Source organism: Collimonas rhizosphaerae (assembly GCF_038896935.1).
Classification (GTDB): Bacteria; Pseudomonadota; Gammaproteobacteria; order Burkholderiales; family Burkholderiaceae_D; genus Collimonas; species Collimonas rhizosphaerae.
In genome coordinates, this window is record NZ_JBANDC010000017.1 from 24,242 (window position 1) to 39,127 (window position 14,886).

The following is a 14,886-nucleotide window of genomic DNA, read 5'->3' on the forward strand; positions in this document are numbered from 1 at the left end:
TAGGATCGATTCAGGCCGCCTGCGCTTTGCCCAGTTCTTGCATCGGCGTGCGGTAAGTCTCGCGCGCGGTGGCCGCGGCGATGGCAGCGATCACCGCGGTGGCGCTGACGAATACCGCAACCGGCATCCAGCCGTCCGCCCCCGGTTTCAGGATCGCGGCGCTGATGGTGGGAGCAAAACCGCCCAGGGCAAAGCCGATCTGGGTGCCGATCGCCATGCCGGACAGGCGCACCCGGGTATCGAACATTTCGCCGTACAACGATGGCCAGACGCCGTTCGCCGCACTATACACAACGCCGGACAGCAGCAGGCCGAACACGAAGATGAGCGGAATATCAGCCTGGCTGATGCACCACAAGTACGGCCAGATCAGGCAGGCGCAACCCAGCGCGCCGAAGATGAATACCGGTTTGCGGCCGATGCGGTCCGACAGCGCCGCGAATGCCGGGATCGCAGCCAGCGCCACGACATTTGCCAGGATCAGCACGGTCAGCATGGTAGCCCGCGCGATATGCACGGTATTGACTGCATATGACAGCGTAAACACGCTGAAGATGGTGCTCACCACCGAAATCTGGGCGGCGAAGATGACCCGCGCCAGGCTCTTCTTGTGCTCACGCAGCAGCACCGCCAGCGGCAACCTGGTTTGCTGCTGCGACTTTTCCTGTTCGAAGGCCGGCGTCTCGGGCAAGGTGCGGCGCACCCAGATGCCCACCAGCACCACGATCGCGCTCAGGAAAAAAGGAATGCGCCAGCCCCAGGACAATAGCTGCTCTTCCGGCAGCGCCGAAATCGGCAGGAACACCAAGGTCGCCAGGATCAGGCCGGCCTGGGTTCCGCTCAAGGTGAAGCTGGTGAAAAAGGCGCGCCGGTGCGGCGGCGCATGCTCCAGCGTCATCGAATTGGCGCCGGCCTGCTCTCCTGCCGCCGACACGCCTTGCAGCATGCGCAGCAGCACCAGCATGACCGGCGCGCTGATGCCGACCTGGGCGTAGGTCGGCAGCAGGCCGACCATGAAGGTGGAGACCCCCATCAGCAGCAAGGTGAAGGTGAGCACCTTCTTGCGCCCGTACCTGTCGCCGATATGGCCCAGCAGCACTGCCCCTATCGGCCGCGTTACATAACCGACGCCGAAGGTGGCGAACGCTGCCACGGTGCCGGCTACCGGATCGAACGACGGGAAAAAAATCTTGCCGAACACCAGCGCCGCAGCAGTGCCGTAGATGAAAAAATCGTAATATTCGACCGCACTGCCGATCCAGCTGGCCAGCGCCGCCTTGCGCGGCGAACGGCCGGCCGGCTGCGGTGTTGCGGCGGCAGCGGCGGCCGCCGTGATCTGTTGCGTTGCTGTAGATGTAGACATGACGTCCTCGGTGATCTATAGGTGTGTTTTTTGCACGGAGAGAACGGATTCTCTCCATGATAATGGTGAAACGGTGCGTTTAAAACCGGTGCAGGATGCCGGCTTGCAAGCCGACCAGGTTCTTGCCGTTGATGTCGGCGCCGGCCAGGTTGGCAGTGGGACCGGCTGAGCCGCTAAAACGGAAGCCGGCATTCGCATCGTTCTTCATGTAGCTGGCGAAACCATACAGCGTGGTCCTTTTGGATAAATCGTAGTAAGTCCCAAGGTTGCCGCCCTGCGCGCCCGAATCCCGGTGCGAAGTATCCTGCATCACGCCATACAAGGCGCCGATCCGCCATTGGGGACTGAGGCGATAGTCCGCCGAAACCTGGTAAATGTCATACATGCGCTGCACATCCGCATTGGCGCCGGCAAAGGCATTGCCTGGAATGCTGACATTATTCAGGATGGCTGCGGCGGTATTGCCATTGGCATTGCTTGTGACGTTGTTGCTGCGTACATAGGCGAGATACAGCTTGCCCTTGCCGTAGTCGTAATTGGCGTACAGGTTGTGGTAAACCACTTTCTCCGAAAACTGCGCGCGCGCCGCCGGCTTGGCCCACAGTCCGGCGTAACCGATGCGGTACGGCCCCATGCTGTAGTCAAGCCCGAGCTGGTACACGCCGCGTGCTCCCAGGCTTTCGCCTGCGGTTTCAGTCAGCGCGTAATGCGCATCGAACTGGAAACCGGCCATGCGCGGCGATTTGTACGAGAGGTCGTTGTCGTAGCGCGACGGCACGCCAAAGGTGTTGATGACCGAGCCGTAGGTAGTGCGCTCGGTATAGTCGATGGCGCCGCCGATGAAGAATACGATGCTGTTCTGGCGCCCGATGCGGAACTCGCCCGCCGGCGTATTCATGCCGATCCATGCCTGGCGGTCGAACAGCCGGCTGGAATCCGCCGCGCCGCCGGTGTTGGCGTTCAGTCCCTGCTCCAGCGTGAACCTGGTCTGGTAGCCTCCGCCCAGTTCTTCCATGCCGCGCAAGCCGAGCCGGCTGCGCAAGATGGCGCCGTCGTTGAGGCCGGTGACGCTGTTGCCGCTGCTGCTGTGGATGTAGCCGAGGTACTGGTCCAGGTCGCCATACAGGGTGACGCTGGGTTCTGCCTGCGCCAGCGCCGCGCAGCCGGCGAGGCTGCAGGCAGCGACGAATTTCTTCTTCATGACATCTCCGTTTGGTTTGTTTTTATGATTTATTGCATGGAACTGCTGGCCTGACGGCCTTCGGGACAACTATTCGCTATAGCATGGATGCCGGCGCGCAGCGGCGGCATCCAAGGCAAGCGAAATGCGGAAGTACGCGCCGTATGCCGCGGGTGGGCGGCTATCCGGCGGATACGGGTGCGGGCCGTTCGGCGCCGGGACGGATGTTGGGTGTCGGGTCATGCTGTCTCCTTGCTGAAGCTGCGTTGTTTTTATTGTTTGCAGCGTTTGTTTTATGTTGGGCCGGCGGTTAAGCCATGGTCGGGTGTCCCGCTGTCGGCTGGCGCACCTGCAGGCTGCGCCGCAAGACCTGGTCGGTCACCCACTTGGCGGCGCGATGGGCGCGGCGGGCTACGATGTCGGGCGAAAGCTGCAGGTAATCGTCATTGAACACTTCGAAACTGTAGTCGCCCCGATAACCGCCCCGGTCCAGCCGCCGCAACAGATCGGACAACTCTTTCGAATGCGCCCCTTCGCCCGGAAACACCCGCAGGTGCCGCGCCGTTTCCAGCCGTTCTTCCGCACTGCGGATGTCGCGCCACATGAAATCGGACAGCTGCACCAGCGCGATCTTGTCGCTCGGAATATCTTGCAGTCCGTCGAGGTCGGCCTGGTTGGCGAGCATGTGGAAGGAGTCGAGCACCACGCCCAGGTTGGCGTGGTCGGCCAGTTCCACCGCTTCCCACGACTGCGCATACTGGTTGACATGGCGGCCCCAGGACAGCGCTTCGTAACCGACCCGCACGCCGAGCGGCACCGCCAGCGTCGCCAGCTTGGCCAAGTGGCGCGCGATCAACGGCAGTTCGCCGCTGGCGTGGCTGGAAGTGCTGGAACACACCATCAGCAGCGGCGCGCCGACTGCCTGGCACACTTGCAGCATGTTCTTGGCGATGTCCAGCTTGTATTCATGCAAGGCGCCTGACAAACCTTCAAAATCGCGCATGACCTGGATTCCCGTGACGCGGATCCCGCTCGCCTTGACCAGGCGTACCGCCTGCTCCAGGCCGCCGGGATGGCCGGCCAGGTCCTTGGCCCACAGCATGATCTGCGAAAATCCCGCCGCCTTGGAGGCGCTCAGTTTCGATTCCAGCGGCCCGGCCAGGGTGATGCTGTCCATGCCGAAATTGCTCAGGTTCATATCGCCTCCAAGACCCGGAACGCATCCGAGGACACGCCCGGCCAGCCGAACAGCTCCAGGTATAGAGGCGCCTGCTCTATCATCATCTCGCGCCCTTTCTGGATGCGGCAGCCGCGCCGTTGCGCCTCTGCCAGCAGCCGGGTCATTTCTATCTTCATGCCGCAATCGGCGACGATGCAGGACGGTGCAATCCCTTCCAGGTCGAGCGGCAACGGATCGTCCGGGCTCATGCCAAGCGGCGTCGAATTGACCACCAGCTGGTAGCCGGCGGCAGACGGCGTGCCGATCACCACTTCCGTCTCTGCAAACATGTCCTGCAGGCGCCGCTGCAACGCTTCGGCCTGCTCGCGCCGCGTGTCATAAATGGCGACATGGCCGATCCCGCGCGCCGCCAGCGCCGCCGCCACCGCGCAGCCGACGCCGCCGCTGCCGACCACCAGCGCCCTGGCACGCGGCCAGTCGAACGGCGCACCGGCGCAAGTGCGGTCGAAAGCGCGGATGAAACCTTCGCCGTCGATCAGGTCGCCGACCAGGGTCTGTCCATCCTGGCTTCTATAGATGGCGTTGCAAGCGCCGGCCAGCACCGCGCGCGGCGTCGGCCGGTCTACCGCGGCAACGCTCATCGGCTTATGCGGGATCGACACCAGGATGCCGCCCACATTCTCTGCCGCCATCAGCATGCGCACCGCGGCGAGATAGCCTGACGGCGCGATCTTGAGCGGAATCACGCGGGCATCGATGCCGTGCCGCTTGAAATAGGCGTTGAACAGGGCCGGCGCCTTGACCTGCTCGACCGGCCAGCCGATTACCGGAAAAATCCGGGTGCTGCCGGAAATCTCAAGCATGCTGCGGCTCCTGGCGGCTGGCATCTTGGCGGCTGACTACCAGTTCAAAACTGATCCCGCTTTTATAGAGCTGCGTCAATGCGCCCTTTTCGCTCGCCTGCGCCGGCTCGCGGTCGATGAACACGATGCCTCTCTGCTTGAGCTGCCGCACCGCGTCCAGCACGTCCGGCGCGCCCAGGCCGACCCGTACCAGCTGTTCATCCCATTGCAGGCCGGCGGCGCCTTCGGGCGGCTCCACCAGCTGCAGGTAAAAACTGTGGCAAGGGCTTTCCAGCAAGACGCCTTTCGGCAGGACGCCGAAATAGCGGCCTTGCGGCAGCGGCCGGAAGTCCATCAGCTGCTGGTAAAAATCGATCCATTCCGGCGCGCGGTCGCGGCCTATGGTTTGCACCACGCCAAAGAAATGCATGCCGGCGAGCGCCGGCGGATTGGCCGGCGCGTTCAGGATCGGCTTGAAGTCGACGTCGTAGATGGAAAAATCGCGAAAGCGGTCGACAAAATACAGGATCGAATCGCCGACGCCATGCACGCCGGGAATATTCAGCTCCATCACGCCGGCCCGCGTCTGGATCGCCCACGCGCCCATCTCGATCGCGTGGCGGTAGGCAGCGTCAGCGTCGCGCACCCGCAGTGCAATCGCGCTGATGACGGTCGCTTGCGGTTCACCGCCGGCCTGCGGCAACGAGGATGGATCGGCGTTGACGATCACGTTCATCCTGCCCTGGCGGTACAAGGTCACTTCACGCGAGCGATGGCGGGCGGTCGGCACAAATCCCATCTGCTCCAGCAAAGCGCCCAGCGCCAGCGGCTGGGCGCTGGCATATTCGATGAATTCGATGCCGTCTATGCCGAGCGGATTATTCGGTTCCGGATTGTGTTCTTGCGCAGTCATGCTGATCCTTGGCTGAAATGGTCAGGCCAAGTATAGAAAGGCCATTTCGAGAAAAACAGCCTCAAAAACGTGTAATACTGCACTAATCGCGCAGATGGAGCGATTGGCGCGCATTTTTGGAGTTATTTGGCATGAAGAAACCGGAATTGGTGGAAATAGAGGTCGCCAAGCGCGACCTGATCGATGGCTTGATCAAAGGCATCGATGTGATCACCGCCTTCAACGACGACACGGTGCGCCTGACGGCAAGCGAGCTGGCGGAAAAAGTCGCGCTGAGCCGCAGCGCCGCACGCCGCTACCTGCTGACGCTGGTGCATATCGGCCTGGCGGCAACCGACGGCCGCAGTTTCTGGCTCACGCCCAAGGTGCTCAACCTGGGGCGTTCCTACCTCGACTCGGCGCGGCTGCCGCGCGCCATCGTGCCATTCCTGCAGCGGCTTACCTTGCAGCTGCAGGAATCGACCAATTATTCGGTGCTGGAAGGCGACGACGTGGTCTACGTCAGCCGTGTCAATGCGCCGCGCCTGCTGACCACCGGCTTCGAGCCTGGCACCCGCTTGCCGGCCTACACTTCGACTGCCGGCCGGGTGCTGCTGTCGGCCTTGCCGGACGTCGACTTGCGGGCCTACCTGGACCGCATCGAACTGATCGCCTACACCCACCTGACTGTAATGGACAAGGAACAGCTGTTCCAGGAACTGATTGCAATCCGCGAAGACGGTTTCGGCGTCACCGAAAACCAGTATGAAATCGGGCTGCGCGGCATCTCGGTGCCGATCAAGAGCCGCCGCGGCGCCCTGATCGGCGCCTTGAGCGTGTCGATGTTGATCTCGGCCTGCTCAAAGGCCGAAGCGACGGCGCGCTGCCTGCCGGCGCTGCAGGCTACCGCCAATACCTTGATGATGTGGGTTTGATCGCGTCCGGCTTTTGCTCAGCCGCTCAAGCCAGACCTGCATTCCAGTCGACGATCAAACAAATTTGACAATTAATACAAAATTTTGTATATTCAACTCATTGACTGATCCCAAACCGGTTGAATTTCGAGGCAGTTCCCTTGATGACCTTCGCACCTTTCCCATATCGGCGCGACGTGAGGCAGGACACCAGCTCGATCAGGTGCAACAAGGCCATGAGCCAGACGACTGGAAGCCGATGCCAACGATTGGGCAAGGCGTCAGAGAAATCCGAATTCGAGATGCGAGCCGCGCGTTTCGTGTCGTCCATGTAGCGAATTCGCCGATGCGATCTACGTGCTTCATTGCTTCCAGAAGAAGCCCCAGAAGACCGGCAAGCCGGATCTGGAGTTGGCCGAGAACCGTTACCGCGACCTCATGAAGGAATTAGGAAAATGAGTAAGAAACAATACGCCAGCGTCTGGGACGCTATCGAAGACACTCCCGAAGAAGCCGAAAACATGAAGCTGCGTTCGAGCTTGATGATGGCACTGAAAGCACACCTTGAGCGTACCGGCCTGAGTCAGTTGCAAGCCGCCAAATTGTTCGGCGTCACACAACCGCGCATCTCTGACCTCATGCGCGGCAAAATCAACCTGTTCGGCCTGGATGCCCTGGTTAACATGGCCGCTGCCGCTGGCATGCACATCGAAATGCGCCTGCTGGAAGCAGCTTAGCCGTAATGCCTCGCGTTTCAAATCACCCGTGCTCGCATTTGACGGTGTTTTCGATTCAAAATACCGGGGCAATCGTCCTTTTCGTGTGTTGGTGCCAACACTTTTTTGCGGAACATCGGATGTGCACCCATAGGAGGACCATATAACTGTGCCAGTCACATCTGCACGAGCTTGGCTGACAAGTTATAGATCTTGAGGGCCTCGCGGCGCCCGAGTTTGCCAATGCGAATATCCGTGCACAGCTGGATTTTAAATTGCGAGCCATGCCGCTGATAAGGTCCTCTTGCTGACATGGTGTCGCTCCTCCTAAGAAGGCTCGACAAGCGTATCACGTCATCCCATGGCCTTGGTCCAGCCCGAGGGGCACTCCAGAGGTAGGTCCGTTTAAAACGACAACCTTATATTTTATTTGGGTCTCGATCTGGGAACACTTGTGCGAGCCTTGAACGTCAACTCATCAGTACCTCGGCTCATAGCTGCGCACTTCGAGATTGTGCCCATCCGGGTCGTAGAAATACCAGGCGTCGGCCATGCCGCGCGCACCCTGAGACTTCGCCAACGGCCCGCCTTTGCGGTCGAATGGGCTGCTGCCAAACGCTATCGATCGTTCAACAAGATGGCGGTGCACCGCCTCGAAGCTGGCGCGGTCAAGACAAAAAGCCAAGTGCACTGGATCGCGCGGCGTCTCGCCCATCAGGTCGAGCGTGAAGCTTTCGTTCACCCGCACGAGTTCGAACGGACCCTCGCGTCCTTGGTGGCGGAAGCCGAGCACTTCTTGATAAAAATGAGCTGACCCAGCCGGATCGCGTACCCGCAGGATGATGTGATCGAGGGTTACCATGATGTTCCTTTCAATGCGCTGACAGAATCGTTCACGTCATGACGCGGCCACCCGCGACATCCAACGTGATGCCAGTGATCCATGACGCAGCCGCTGACAGCAAAAATAGTGCAGCCGACGCAATGTCGTCGGGTTGACCGAGCCGGCCCAGCGGAAATGCCTCCAGCATGCGTTGCTGTTGTTCGAACGGCATGCGCTGAGCGGTACGTTCGGTCAGTACAGCCGAAGGTGAAATGCAGTTCACACGTACACCATGCCGCCCTACCTCGTTAGCGGCGTGACGTGTCAGCATGATTACACCCGCCTTGGCTGCCCCATAGCCGGCCGGTGCTCCCGACGCGACTCTTCCACCCGCCGAAGCCATGGTGACGATGCTGCCGCCGCCGCGCGCTATCATCGCTGGCAGGAAAGACTTGAGCGTGAAGAATGTTGAGGTCAGGTTGTTGTCGATGCTTGAGCGCCAATCCTGTTCGGTGATGTCGGCCAATGCGACGGGGCGTCCGCTGCCGCCGCCGGCAAATGCCAGCAGCAGCTCGGGCGCACCGAAGTCGGCCTCTATGGCGACCCGCATGCGTTCGACGGAAGCCAGATCGGCGCAGTCGGCTATCGCCGCGAGAGCTTCGCCGCCATGTGAACGGATTGCGGCCACGGTAGCGTCGACGGCATCGCGGCCGCGGCCGTTGACAGCGACCCGTACGCCGCAGCGGGCTAGTGCCAGGCAAGCGGCAGCACCGATCCCGCGCGAACCACCTGTAACAAGGGCCACCTTGCCGCGTAGGTCGGGGTAGGTTGGAACAAGGTTGTCTGGTTCGGTCATGGCAGGTCTCGATTGAATGATTTACGCCAGATTACAAACTGATTAGACTAAAATCAAATCATCAATTATTGGTCAACCCATCAAAAATAAGATGTCTTACCTACTTCATCTGCGTAGCTTCATCAGCGTCTATCGGCACAATTCGATCTCGCGCGCCGCGCTCGCCCTGCAGTTGACCCAGCCTGCGGTATCGCGCCACATCAAGATATTGGAAGCGCGCCTGCAATCTCAGCTGTTCACCCGTCTTCCGCGTGGATTAGCGCCGACGCCGGCCGCCATCGAACTGGAGCGGCAGGCCGGACAGCATCTGGACGCGCTTGAGGCCATCATTGGCAGCGGCGCAGGCCAGCGCGACGCCCTTGCCGGCGTCGTCCATGTAGGTGCGACCAGCGGTTTTTCCAGGCTGTTGCTATCCGCATTGAGCATGCTGCCGCGCTACGCCATTCGACTTGATCTACGCACGATGCCGCCACCGGCCTTGGTGACAGCGCTTGCCGACCGCGAACTCGACATGGCTGTCACGCTGGCGCGCATACCGCACAAAGGTGTCTACTATGAACTGTTGCATGAAGGACGTCTGCAAATGGTATGTGCTCCGACTTTTCACGACCGCCTGCCCAGGTCGGCTGCACCGAAAGGCCTACCCCTGATCGACTTGCAGGGGCCAGTACCGCCATTGGCGAATTTTTGGCGCGAGGTGTTCGGCGGCAATGCCGGGCTACCATCTGCCGTCGTACCTGACTATCAAATGGCGCTAGAGGCGGCAGCGGCAGGCATTGGCCTGGCCGTCCTGCCGGAATGTTTATGCCGCCCGCAGCTTCTTGCCGGCCAGCTGATAGAGCTGCCGCTGCCGAAACGTGCACCGCAATTTTCACTTTATCTTGCACGCGGCAAGGGAGGCGGCACTGTTGAACGAGTTGACCTTTGCTGCCAGCAGTTGATCGATACCGCGCAAAATTGGTAACGACAATGGATAAAATGGCCCGGACTGTGTAAATACAGGGTCATATTGGCGCCAATTTCAAGAACCACGCAATCGTCTTGTCCACTAGCAAACGTTTTTCCGTTTCGCCAGTTAAGCCTTACAACAGCGCGGTCAACTCCACCTGCGCCTTCAGCAGCGCCGGCAGGCAGCGCTCGACGATGTCCTCCACCGCCATGCGCGCCGCGTGCACGCTGACATTCACTGCGGCCACCGTCTCTCCCCGGAAATTCTTGAGCGGGACCGCGATCGTGCGCAATCCCAGTTCCAGTTCCTGGTCGACCACCGCGTAACCCTGCGCCCGGGTGCGGGTAATCTCCAGCAATAGCCGTTCCTTGTTGACGATGGTGTGGGCTGTGATCGGCTCAAGCTGCAGCCGCCCCAGGAAGGATTCGATCTGCGCCTGCGGCAAGCTGGCCAGCAGGACACGGCCGTTGGCGGTGCAAAAGGCCGGCACCCGGGTGCCCGGCTGCAAGGTGGCCGACACCAGCCGGCCGGCGCTGACTGCGGCGACGCACACCAGTTCGTCGTGGTCCAGCACGCCGGCCGAGGCGGCCTCTTCCAGCGAATACGCCAGCCGGTACAGTAAAGGCTGGACGATGCGCGGCAGGCGCGCCGAGTGCAGGTAGGACTGGCCCAGGCGCAGCACCTTGGGCGTCAGCGAAAACACCTTTTGTTCATGCCGCACATAACCCAGGTGGGTCAGGGTAATCAGATAACGGCGGGCCGCCGCGCGCGTCAGGCCGGCGCGCTGCGCCACCTCGCTGATCGTCAGGCGCGAGCGTTCCTGGTCAAAAGCCTCGATCACCAGCAAGCCCTTTTCCAGTCCGGCGATCAGGTCGCGCTTGAGCGGTTCTTCCGAAGAAGTAGTTGGCGCAGTGTCGGAACGCGCGCCAGGCAGGGAATCGGTAGCCATGAAATCTCCATATGGGCGTATATCGCACAATGTGGGCGTTATGCGGTTATGGCAGCATGGTATCACCTTGATGCCGGATTGCCGATCCCCTATGATTTAAATCACTTAGACAGGAAATGAGATTTTTGCGCGATATACGCACAATCACGCGAAAACCCGATTTCCCCGCTGCTCAAGACGATGGCTGCAACGCGCCATCAATCCAAAGGAAACCTACGTGAGATTCGAGCCCACAGAAACCGGGGTCTACCCCAGCCTGATTTACCCGCCCTACATCTCCACCGTGAAACGCGGCCCAACCCAGGAACCGCTGCGCATCCGCGCCGCCGAACCGGTGCAGGCCAACATCGCGGCGTCGCCCAGCCTGATCCTGCCGCACGACACCGACCTTACATCGCACGGCCAGGGCGAACCGCTGGGCGAAAAGATCGTGGTCACCGGCCGTGTGCTGGATGAAGACGGCAAGCCGGTGCGCAACTCCCTGCTGGAAGTCTGGCAATGCAATGCCGCCGGCCGCTATTGGCACAAGCGCGACCAGCACGATGCGCCGCTCGACCTGAATTTTTTCGGCTTCGGCAAGATGCTGACCGACGCCGACGGCCGCTACCGCTTTGTCACCATCAAGCCTGGCCCTTATCCCTGGGGCAACCACCACAAGGCGTGGCGCCCGGCGCATATCCACTTTTCCCTGTTCGGCAGCGTTTATGCGCAGCGCCTGGTGACGCAGATGTATTTCCCGAGCGACCCTTTGTTCGATTACGACCCTATCTTTCAAAGCATCCCGGACCTGGCCGCGCGGCAGCGGCTGATTGCGCGCTTCAGCCTGGAACAGACCGTCGGCGACCAGATGCTGGGCTATGAATTCGACATCGTCTTGCGCGGCCGCGACGCCACGCCCATGGATCTCTGAGCGGGAATGCAAATCAAATGACTGCCAATTTTCACATCACCACTTCGCAAACCGTAGGCCCGTTCCCGCACGAGGCCTGGGCCTGGGCGGTAAACGCCAGCGCCACGCTGCACAGCAGCGCCCCGACCGTCACCATCAGCGGCGTGCTGCGCGATGGCGACGGCGCACCGATCAACGACGGCTGGATCGAAGCCTGGATGCCGGACGCGGCCGCCGCCGAAACGGCCCAGGCGATCCCCGGCTTCCGCCGCATTGCCAGCGGCGATGACGGCGCGTTCAGCATCGCAGTATCGCTGCCCGCCCCCGCCCGTTCCGGAAAACCCGTGATGTTCGTCACCGTCTTTGCGCGCGGCCTGGTGAAGCACCAGTTCAGCGCGGTCTTCCTGGACGACGACAGCGGCCTGGCGCAATCCGAGATCCTCAGCCAGGTCCCGCCCGACCGGCGCGCGACGCTGATTGCGCGCAAACAGGGCGAGGCCAGCTATCACTGGAATATCTGGATGCAAGGCGAACAGGAAACCGTGTTCTTCGACTACGTTTGACAACCAGCGATACAGTTGCAGTCCACCCAACGGAGCCGCAATGAGCGTTTCAATCTTTGACAGTTTCCTGACCACCCCGGAAATGATCGCCGTATTCGACGATAGCGCCGTGGTGCAAGCCATGTTTCGTTTTGAAGAAGCCCTGGCGCGGGCGCAGGCGGCCGAGGGCGTGATCCCGGAAAGCGCCGCGCGCGCCATCGCCGGCGTCTGCAATGCCCAGCTGTACGATATCCCGGCGCTGGTGCACGCCAGCCGCCGCGCCGGCAGCCTGGCGATCCCGCTGGTCAAGGAGCTGACCAAGACGGTCGCCCTGTTCAACCAGGAATCGGCCAGCCATGTGCACTGGGGCAGCACCAGCCAGGACGTGATCGACACCGCCATGGTGCTGGTCACCCGCGAAGCGCTGGCCCTGCTCGACCAGGGCTTGCAAACGCTGGCCGGCAACCTGCTCAGCCTGGCCGGGCAGCACCTGGCGACGCCGATCCTGGCGCGCACGCTGATGCAGCCGGCCCAGGTCACCAGCTTCGGCTTCAAACTGGCCGGCTGGGCGGCGCCGCTGGTGCGCGCGCGCCTGCAGTTGCGCCAGGCGGCGCAGCGCGCGCTGCAGCTGCAGCTTGGCGGCGCTGTCGGCACGCTGGCGGTGATGGGCGCAAAAGGCCAGCTTGTAGCGCAGCGCATGGCCGACGACTTGGAACTGTCTGTCGCCGGCGCCGCCTGGCACACGCAGCGCGACGAATGGGTGCGGCTGGGACTGGAAGTCGCGGTACTGACCGGCAGCCTGGGCAAGATCGCGACCGATCTCAGCCTGCTGGCGCAAGGTGAAATCGCCGAGCTGGCGGAGCCATCGGGCAATGGCCGCGGCGGTTCATCGGCGATGCCGCACAAGCGCAATCCGGTGTCAGCCATGATCGCCCTGGCGGCAGCCACCCGCACGCCGCAGCACGCTGCAGCGCTGCTGGCCAGCATGGGCCAGCAGCACGAGCGCGGCCTCGGCAACTGGCAAGCCGAACTGGCGGAATGGCCTGGCTTGTTCCTCAGCGCCCATGGCGCACTCAGCGCATTGAACGAAGCCGTCGCCGGACTGCAGGTCGATGCCGCACGCATGCTGCGCAATATCGACGCGCTGCAAGGACTGGTGTTCGCGGAAACCGTATCGGTTCACCTGGCCGGCGCCATCGGCCGGCCGCAAGCCCATGTCCTGATGGAGCAGCTGACGCAGCAGGCGGTTGCCGCCGGCAGGCAGCTGGCCGAGGTAACGCGCGACGCCGTCAAGACGGATGCGCGCTTGCGCGGCACGCTTGACCCTGAGGCATTGCATGCATTGTTCGACCCGGCCGCGGCAACGGCGCCGGCCGCAGCCTTGGCGCACCGGCAATTGCAAGTCTTGCAGGCCACCATGGATATGCTGCAGGCGCAGGCCGTCCAGGCCTGAAACCCAACCATGAACAAACAGGTAAACCAACCATGAGCTACGATCCCATCGATCATGACTTCGAACGCGGCCTGCAAAACCGCCGCCAGATACTCGGCGACGACTGGGTCGACCGTTCGCTGGCGAACGCCACCGGTTTCAACGCGGAATTCCAGAACCTGATTACGCGCTTCGCCTGGAACGACATCTGGGGCCGTCCCGGCCTGGAACAGAAAACCCGGCGCGTGATCGTGCTGGCGATCACCATGGCGCTGGGCCGCTGGGAGGAATTCGAGCTGCACGCACGGGCGGCGCTGCTGGGCGATGCCGAGACGCGCCTGACGCCGGATGAAATGAAGGAAGTGCTGATGCAAGGCGCCATCTACGCCGGCGTGCCGGCCGCCAATACCGCCTTCACGCATGCACAAAAAATCCTGCGCGAAATCGGTGCGCAGATCGGTTACACGCCCGCTCCTGCGCCGCCGGCCGAAGCGGCGCACCCCGGCATCGGCCGCGCCGCCGTCACCGTCAGCAAGCCGGCTTTGCATTACAGCGTGCGCGCGCCCCGCAACGGCAAGGCGCCGCGCCACACCGTAGTGCTCAGCCATGCCCTCGGCTGCGACCTGACCATGTGGGACAGCCTGGCCAACCTGCTGGCCGCCGACTGCCGCGTCATCGCCTACGACCATCGCGGCCACGGCAGCTCGGATGCGCCGGCAGGACTGTATGCCATCGCCGACCTGGCCGAGGATGCGGCGCGCCTGCTGCGCGAGCTCGATTCCGGCCCGGTGGTGTGGGTCGGCCTGTCGATGGGCGGCATGACCGGCCAGGAACTGGCGCTGCGCCATCCGTCGCTGGTGGCCGCGCTGGTCATCGCCAACAGCACTTCGCACTACCCGCCGGCGGCGCGCGAAGTATGGCAGCAGCGGATAGACACCGTGCGCGCCCACGGCGTCGAGGTGATTGCCGATGCCGTCATGGGACGCTATTTCCACGATCGTTTCCGCGCCGAGCACAGCGCCACCGTGGCGCGTTTCCGCCGGCGCCTGGCCAGCACCGGCGCCGACGGCTATATTGGCTGCTGCCACGCAGTCGGCACGGTAGACACCACCGAGCGCCTGCCGCAGATAGCGGCGCCGACGCTGGTGATCGCCGGCGAACTGGACCAGGGCACGCCGCTGGCCATGGCGCAAACGCTGGCCGAGAAAATCCCGCGCGCCAGGCTGGCCGTGCTGAAAGACGCTTCGCACTTGAGCGCAACGGAACAGCCCCAGGCGTTCGCCCAGGCCGTCGTGCAATTCATGCAGGAATTGTAACGAACGCGTGACGGCGGCCGGATGGCATCCGCTATGGTTGAGC

Annotated in this window: 16 protein-coding genes and 1 pseudogene; 8 read left to right on the forward strand and 9 right to left on the reverse strand. The window is 62.4% G+C overall.

Translation table 11 applies throughout. From position 1 onward, the window contains the following. Window positions 1-10: 10 nt before the first annotated feature. From V8G57_RS20300 to V8G57_RS20320, 5 genes are all read right to left on the reverse strand, one after another. The gene (locus tag V8G57_RS20300) at window positions 11-1,363 is read right to left on the reverse strand and encodes an MFS transporter (protein WP_342830906.1); all 1,353 of its coding nucleotides are present in this window, start codon (window positions 1,361-1,363) and stop codon (window positions 11-13) included. Between the two features lie 79 nt (window positions 1,364-1,442). Beyond that, entirely contained in the window at window positions 1,443-2,564 is a 1,122-nt protein-coding gene (locus V8G57_RS20305; protein ID WP_342830907.1) for a porin, read from the reverse strand. Window positions 2,565-2,853: 289 nt separating this feature from the next. Beyond that, on the reverse strand, window positions 2,854-3,741 hold the full coding sequence (locus V8G57_RS20310; RefSeq protein ID WP_342830908.1) for a sugar phosphate isomerase/epimerase family protein: 888 nt from the start codon (window positions 3,739-3,741) through the stop codon (window positions 2,854-2,856). Next, a complete protein-coding gene (locus V8G57_RS20315; RefSeq protein WP_342830909.1) occupies window positions 3,738-4,586 on the reverse strand; it encodes a shikimate dehydrogenase family protein in 849 nt (282 codons plus the stop codon). The genes V8G57_RS20310 and V8G57_RS20315 overlap by 4 nt, the downstream gene beginning before the upstream one ends. After that, a complete protein-coding gene (locus V8G57_RS20320) occupies window positions 4,579-5,478 on the reverse strand; it encodes a 4-hydroxyphenylpyruvate dioxygenase (protein ID WP_342830910.1) in 900 nt (299 codons plus the stop codon). Before V8G57_RS20320 ends, V8G57_RS20315 begins: the two co-directional genes overlap by 8 nt. 131 nt (window positions 5,479-5,609) lie before the next feature. Between V8G57_RS20320 and V8G57_RS20325 the strand changes: the two genes are divergently transcribed. From V8G57_RS20325 to V8G57_RS20335, 3 genes and pseudogenes are all read left to right on the forward strand, one after another. After that, window positions 5,610-6,392, forward strand: coding sequence for an IclR family transcriptional regulator domain-containing protein (locus tag V8G57_RS20325; protein ID WP_342830911.1), 783 nt, complete (start codon window positions 5,610-5,612; stop codon window positions 6,390-6,392). Window positions 6,393-6,492: 100 nt separating this feature from the next. Beyond that, window positions 6,493-6,830: pseudogene (locus V8G57_RS20330) on the forward strand (type II toxin-antitoxin system RelE/ParE family toxin). Beyond that, on the forward strand, window positions 6,827-7,108 hold the full coding sequence (locus V8G57_RS20335) for a helix-turn-helix domain-containing protein (RefSeq protein WP_342830912.1): 282 nt from the start codon (window positions 6,827-6,829) through the stop codon (window positions 7,106-7,108). The pseudogene V8G57_RS20330 and the gene V8G57_RS20335 overlap by 4 nt, the downstream one beginning before the upstream one ends. A gap of 155 nt (window positions 7,109-7,263) precedes the next feature. Here the strand turns inward: V8G57_RS20335 and V8G57_RS20340 are convergent, their stop codons facing one another. The 3 genes from V8G57_RS20340 to V8G57_RS20350 all read right to left on the reverse strand — a co-directional run bounded on the left by V8G57_RS20340 (window position 7,264) and on the right by V8G57_RS20350 (window position 8,766). After that, complete coding sequence (locus V8G57_RS20340) at window positions 7,264-7,401, reverse strand: hypothetical protein (RefSeq protein ID WP_342830914.1); 138 nt, start codon at window positions 7,399-7,401, stop codon at window positions 7,264-7,266. Between the two features lie 164 nt (window positions 7,402-7,565). After that, complete coding sequence (locus V8G57_RS20345) at window positions 7,566-7,949, reverse strand: VOC family protein (RefSeq protein ID WP_342830915.1); 384 nt, start codon at window positions 7,947-7,949, stop codon at window positions 7,566-7,568. Window positions 7,950-7,980: 31 nt separating this feature from the next. Then, window positions 7,981-8,766 carry an SDR family NAD(P)-dependent oxidoreductase gene (locus V8G57_RS20350; protein WP_342830917.1) on the reverse strand — a complete coding sequence of 262 codons (786 nt, stop codon included), beginning with the start codon at window positions 8,764-8,766 and terminating at the stop codon, window positions 7,981-7,983. A gap of 91 nt (window positions 8,767-8,857) precedes the next feature. Here V8G57_RS20350 and V8G57_RS20355 point away from each other — a divergent pair, with 91 nt between their 5' ends. Next, window positions 8,858-9,730, forward strand: a complete 873-nt coding sequence (locus V8G57_RS20355) for a LysR family transcriptional regulator (RefSeq protein ID WP_342830919.1) — start codon at window positions 8,858-8,860, stop codon at window positions 9,728-9,730. A gap of 118 nt (window positions 9,731-9,848) precedes the next feature. On the opposite strand, the gene V8G57_RS20360 is transcribed toward V8G57_RS20355, so the two are convergent. Continuing rightward, the gene (locus V8G57_RS20360; RefSeq protein ID WP_425458312.1) at window positions 9,849-10,664 is read right to left on the reverse strand and encodes an IclR family transcriptional regulator domain-containing protein; all 816 of its coding nucleotides are present in this window, start codon (window positions 10,662-10,664) and stop codon (window positions 9,849-9,851) included. A 217-nt stretch (window positions 10,665-10,881) separates the two neighbouring features. On the opposite strand from V8G57_RS20360, the gene pcaH reads away from it, so the two are divergent. From pcaH to pcaCD, 4 genes are read left to right on the forward strand one after another with little or no spacing between them, the layout of a single operon-like run. Then, window positions 10,882-11,574 carry a protocatechuate 3,4-dioxygenase subunit beta gene (gene pcaH / locus V8G57_RS20365; RefSeq protein WP_342830921.1) on the forward strand — a complete coding sequence of 231 codons (693 nt, stop codon included), beginning with the start codon at window positions 10,882-10,884 and terminating at the stop codon, window positions 11,572-11,574. A gap of 17 nt (window positions 11,575-11,591) precedes the next feature. After that, window positions 11,592-12,116 (forward strand): peptidase associated/transthyretin-like domain-containing protein, encoded by a 525-nt coding sequence (locus V8G57_RS20370; RefSeq protein WP_342830922.1) that lies wholly within the window; start codon window positions 11,592-11,594, stop codon window positions 12,114-12,116. Window positions 12,117-12,156: 40 nt separating this feature from the next. Continuing rightward, on the forward strand, window positions 12,157-13,548 hold the full coding sequence (gene pcaB / locus V8G57_RS20375) for a 3-carboxy-cis,cis-muconate cycloisomerase (RefSeq protein ID WP_342830923.1): 1,392 nt from the start codon (window positions 12,157-12,159) through the stop codon (window positions 13,546-13,548). Window positions 13,549-13,580: 32 nt separating this feature from the next. Beyond that, a complete protein-coding gene (pcaCD, locus tag V8G57_RS20380; RefSeq protein WP_342830924.1) occupies window positions 13,581-14,843 on the forward strand; it encodes a bifunctional 4-carboxymuconolactone decarboxylase/3-oxoadipate enol-lactonase PcaCD in 1,263 nt (420 codons plus the stop codon). Window positions 14,844-14,886: the final 43 nt, after the last annotated feature.

Bases quoted from the DNA above. Each gene is read 5' to 3' on its own strand.
- V8G57_RS20300 (WP_342830906.1), bottom strand. From the start codon at position 1,363: ATGTCTACATCTACAGCAACGCAACAGATCACGGCGGCCGCCGCTGCC.
- V8G57_RS20305 (WP_342830907.1), bottom strand. From the start codon at position 2,564: ATGAAGAAGAAATTCGTCGCTGCCTGCAGCCTCGCCGGCTGCGCGGCG.
- V8G57_RS20310 (WP_342830908.1), bottom strand. From the start codon at position 3,741: ATGAACCTGAGCAATTTCGGCATGGACAGCATCACCCTGGCCGGGCCG.
- V8G57_RS20315 (WP_342830909.1), bottom strand. From the start codon at position 4,586: ATGCTTGAGATTTCCGGCAGCACCCGGATTTTTCCGGTAATCGGCTGG.
- V8G57_RS20320 (WP_342830910.1), bottom strand. From the start codon at position 5,478: ATGACTGCGCAAGAACACAATCCGGAACCGAATAATCCGCTCGGCATA.
- V8G57_RS20325 (WP_342830911.1), top strand. From the start codon at position 5,610: ATGAAGAAACCGGAATTGGTGGAAATAGAGGTCGCCAAGCGCGACCTG.
- V8G57_RS20335 (WP_342830912.1), top strand. From the start codon at position 6,827: ATGAGTAAGAAACAATACGCCAGCGTCTGGGACGCTATCGAAGACACT.
- V8G57_RS20340 (WP_342830914.1), bottom strand. From the start codon at position 7,401: ATGTCAGCAAGAGGACCTTATCAGCGGCATGGCTCGCAATTTAAAATC.
- V8G57_RS20345 (WP_342830915.1), bottom strand. From the start codon at position 7,949: ATGGTAACCCTCGATCACATCATCCTGCGGGTACGCGATCCGGCTGGG.
- V8G57_RS20350 (WP_342830917.1), bottom strand. From the start codon at position 8,766: ATGACCGAACCAGACAACCTTGTTCCAACCTACCCCGACCTACGCGGC.
- V8G57_RS20355 (WP_342830919.1), top strand. From the start codon at position 8,858: ATGTCTTACCTACTTCATCTGCGTAGCTTCATCAGCGTCTATCGGCAC.
- V8G57_RS20360 (WP_425458312.1), bottom strand. From the start codon at position 10,664: ATGGCTACCGATTCCCTGCCTGGCGCGCGTTCCGACACTGCGCCAACT.
- V8G57_RS20370 (WP_342830922.1), top strand. From the start codon at position 11,592: ATGACTGCCAATTTTCACATCACCACTTCGCAAACCGTAGGCCCGTTC.
- pcaB (WP_342830923.1), top strand. From the start codon at position 12,157: ATGAGCGTTTCAATCTTTGACAGTTTCCTGACCACCCCGGAAATGATC.
- pcaCD (WP_342830924.1), top strand. From the start codon at position 13,581: ATGAGCTACGATCCCATCGATCATGACTTCGAACGCGGCCTGCAAAAC.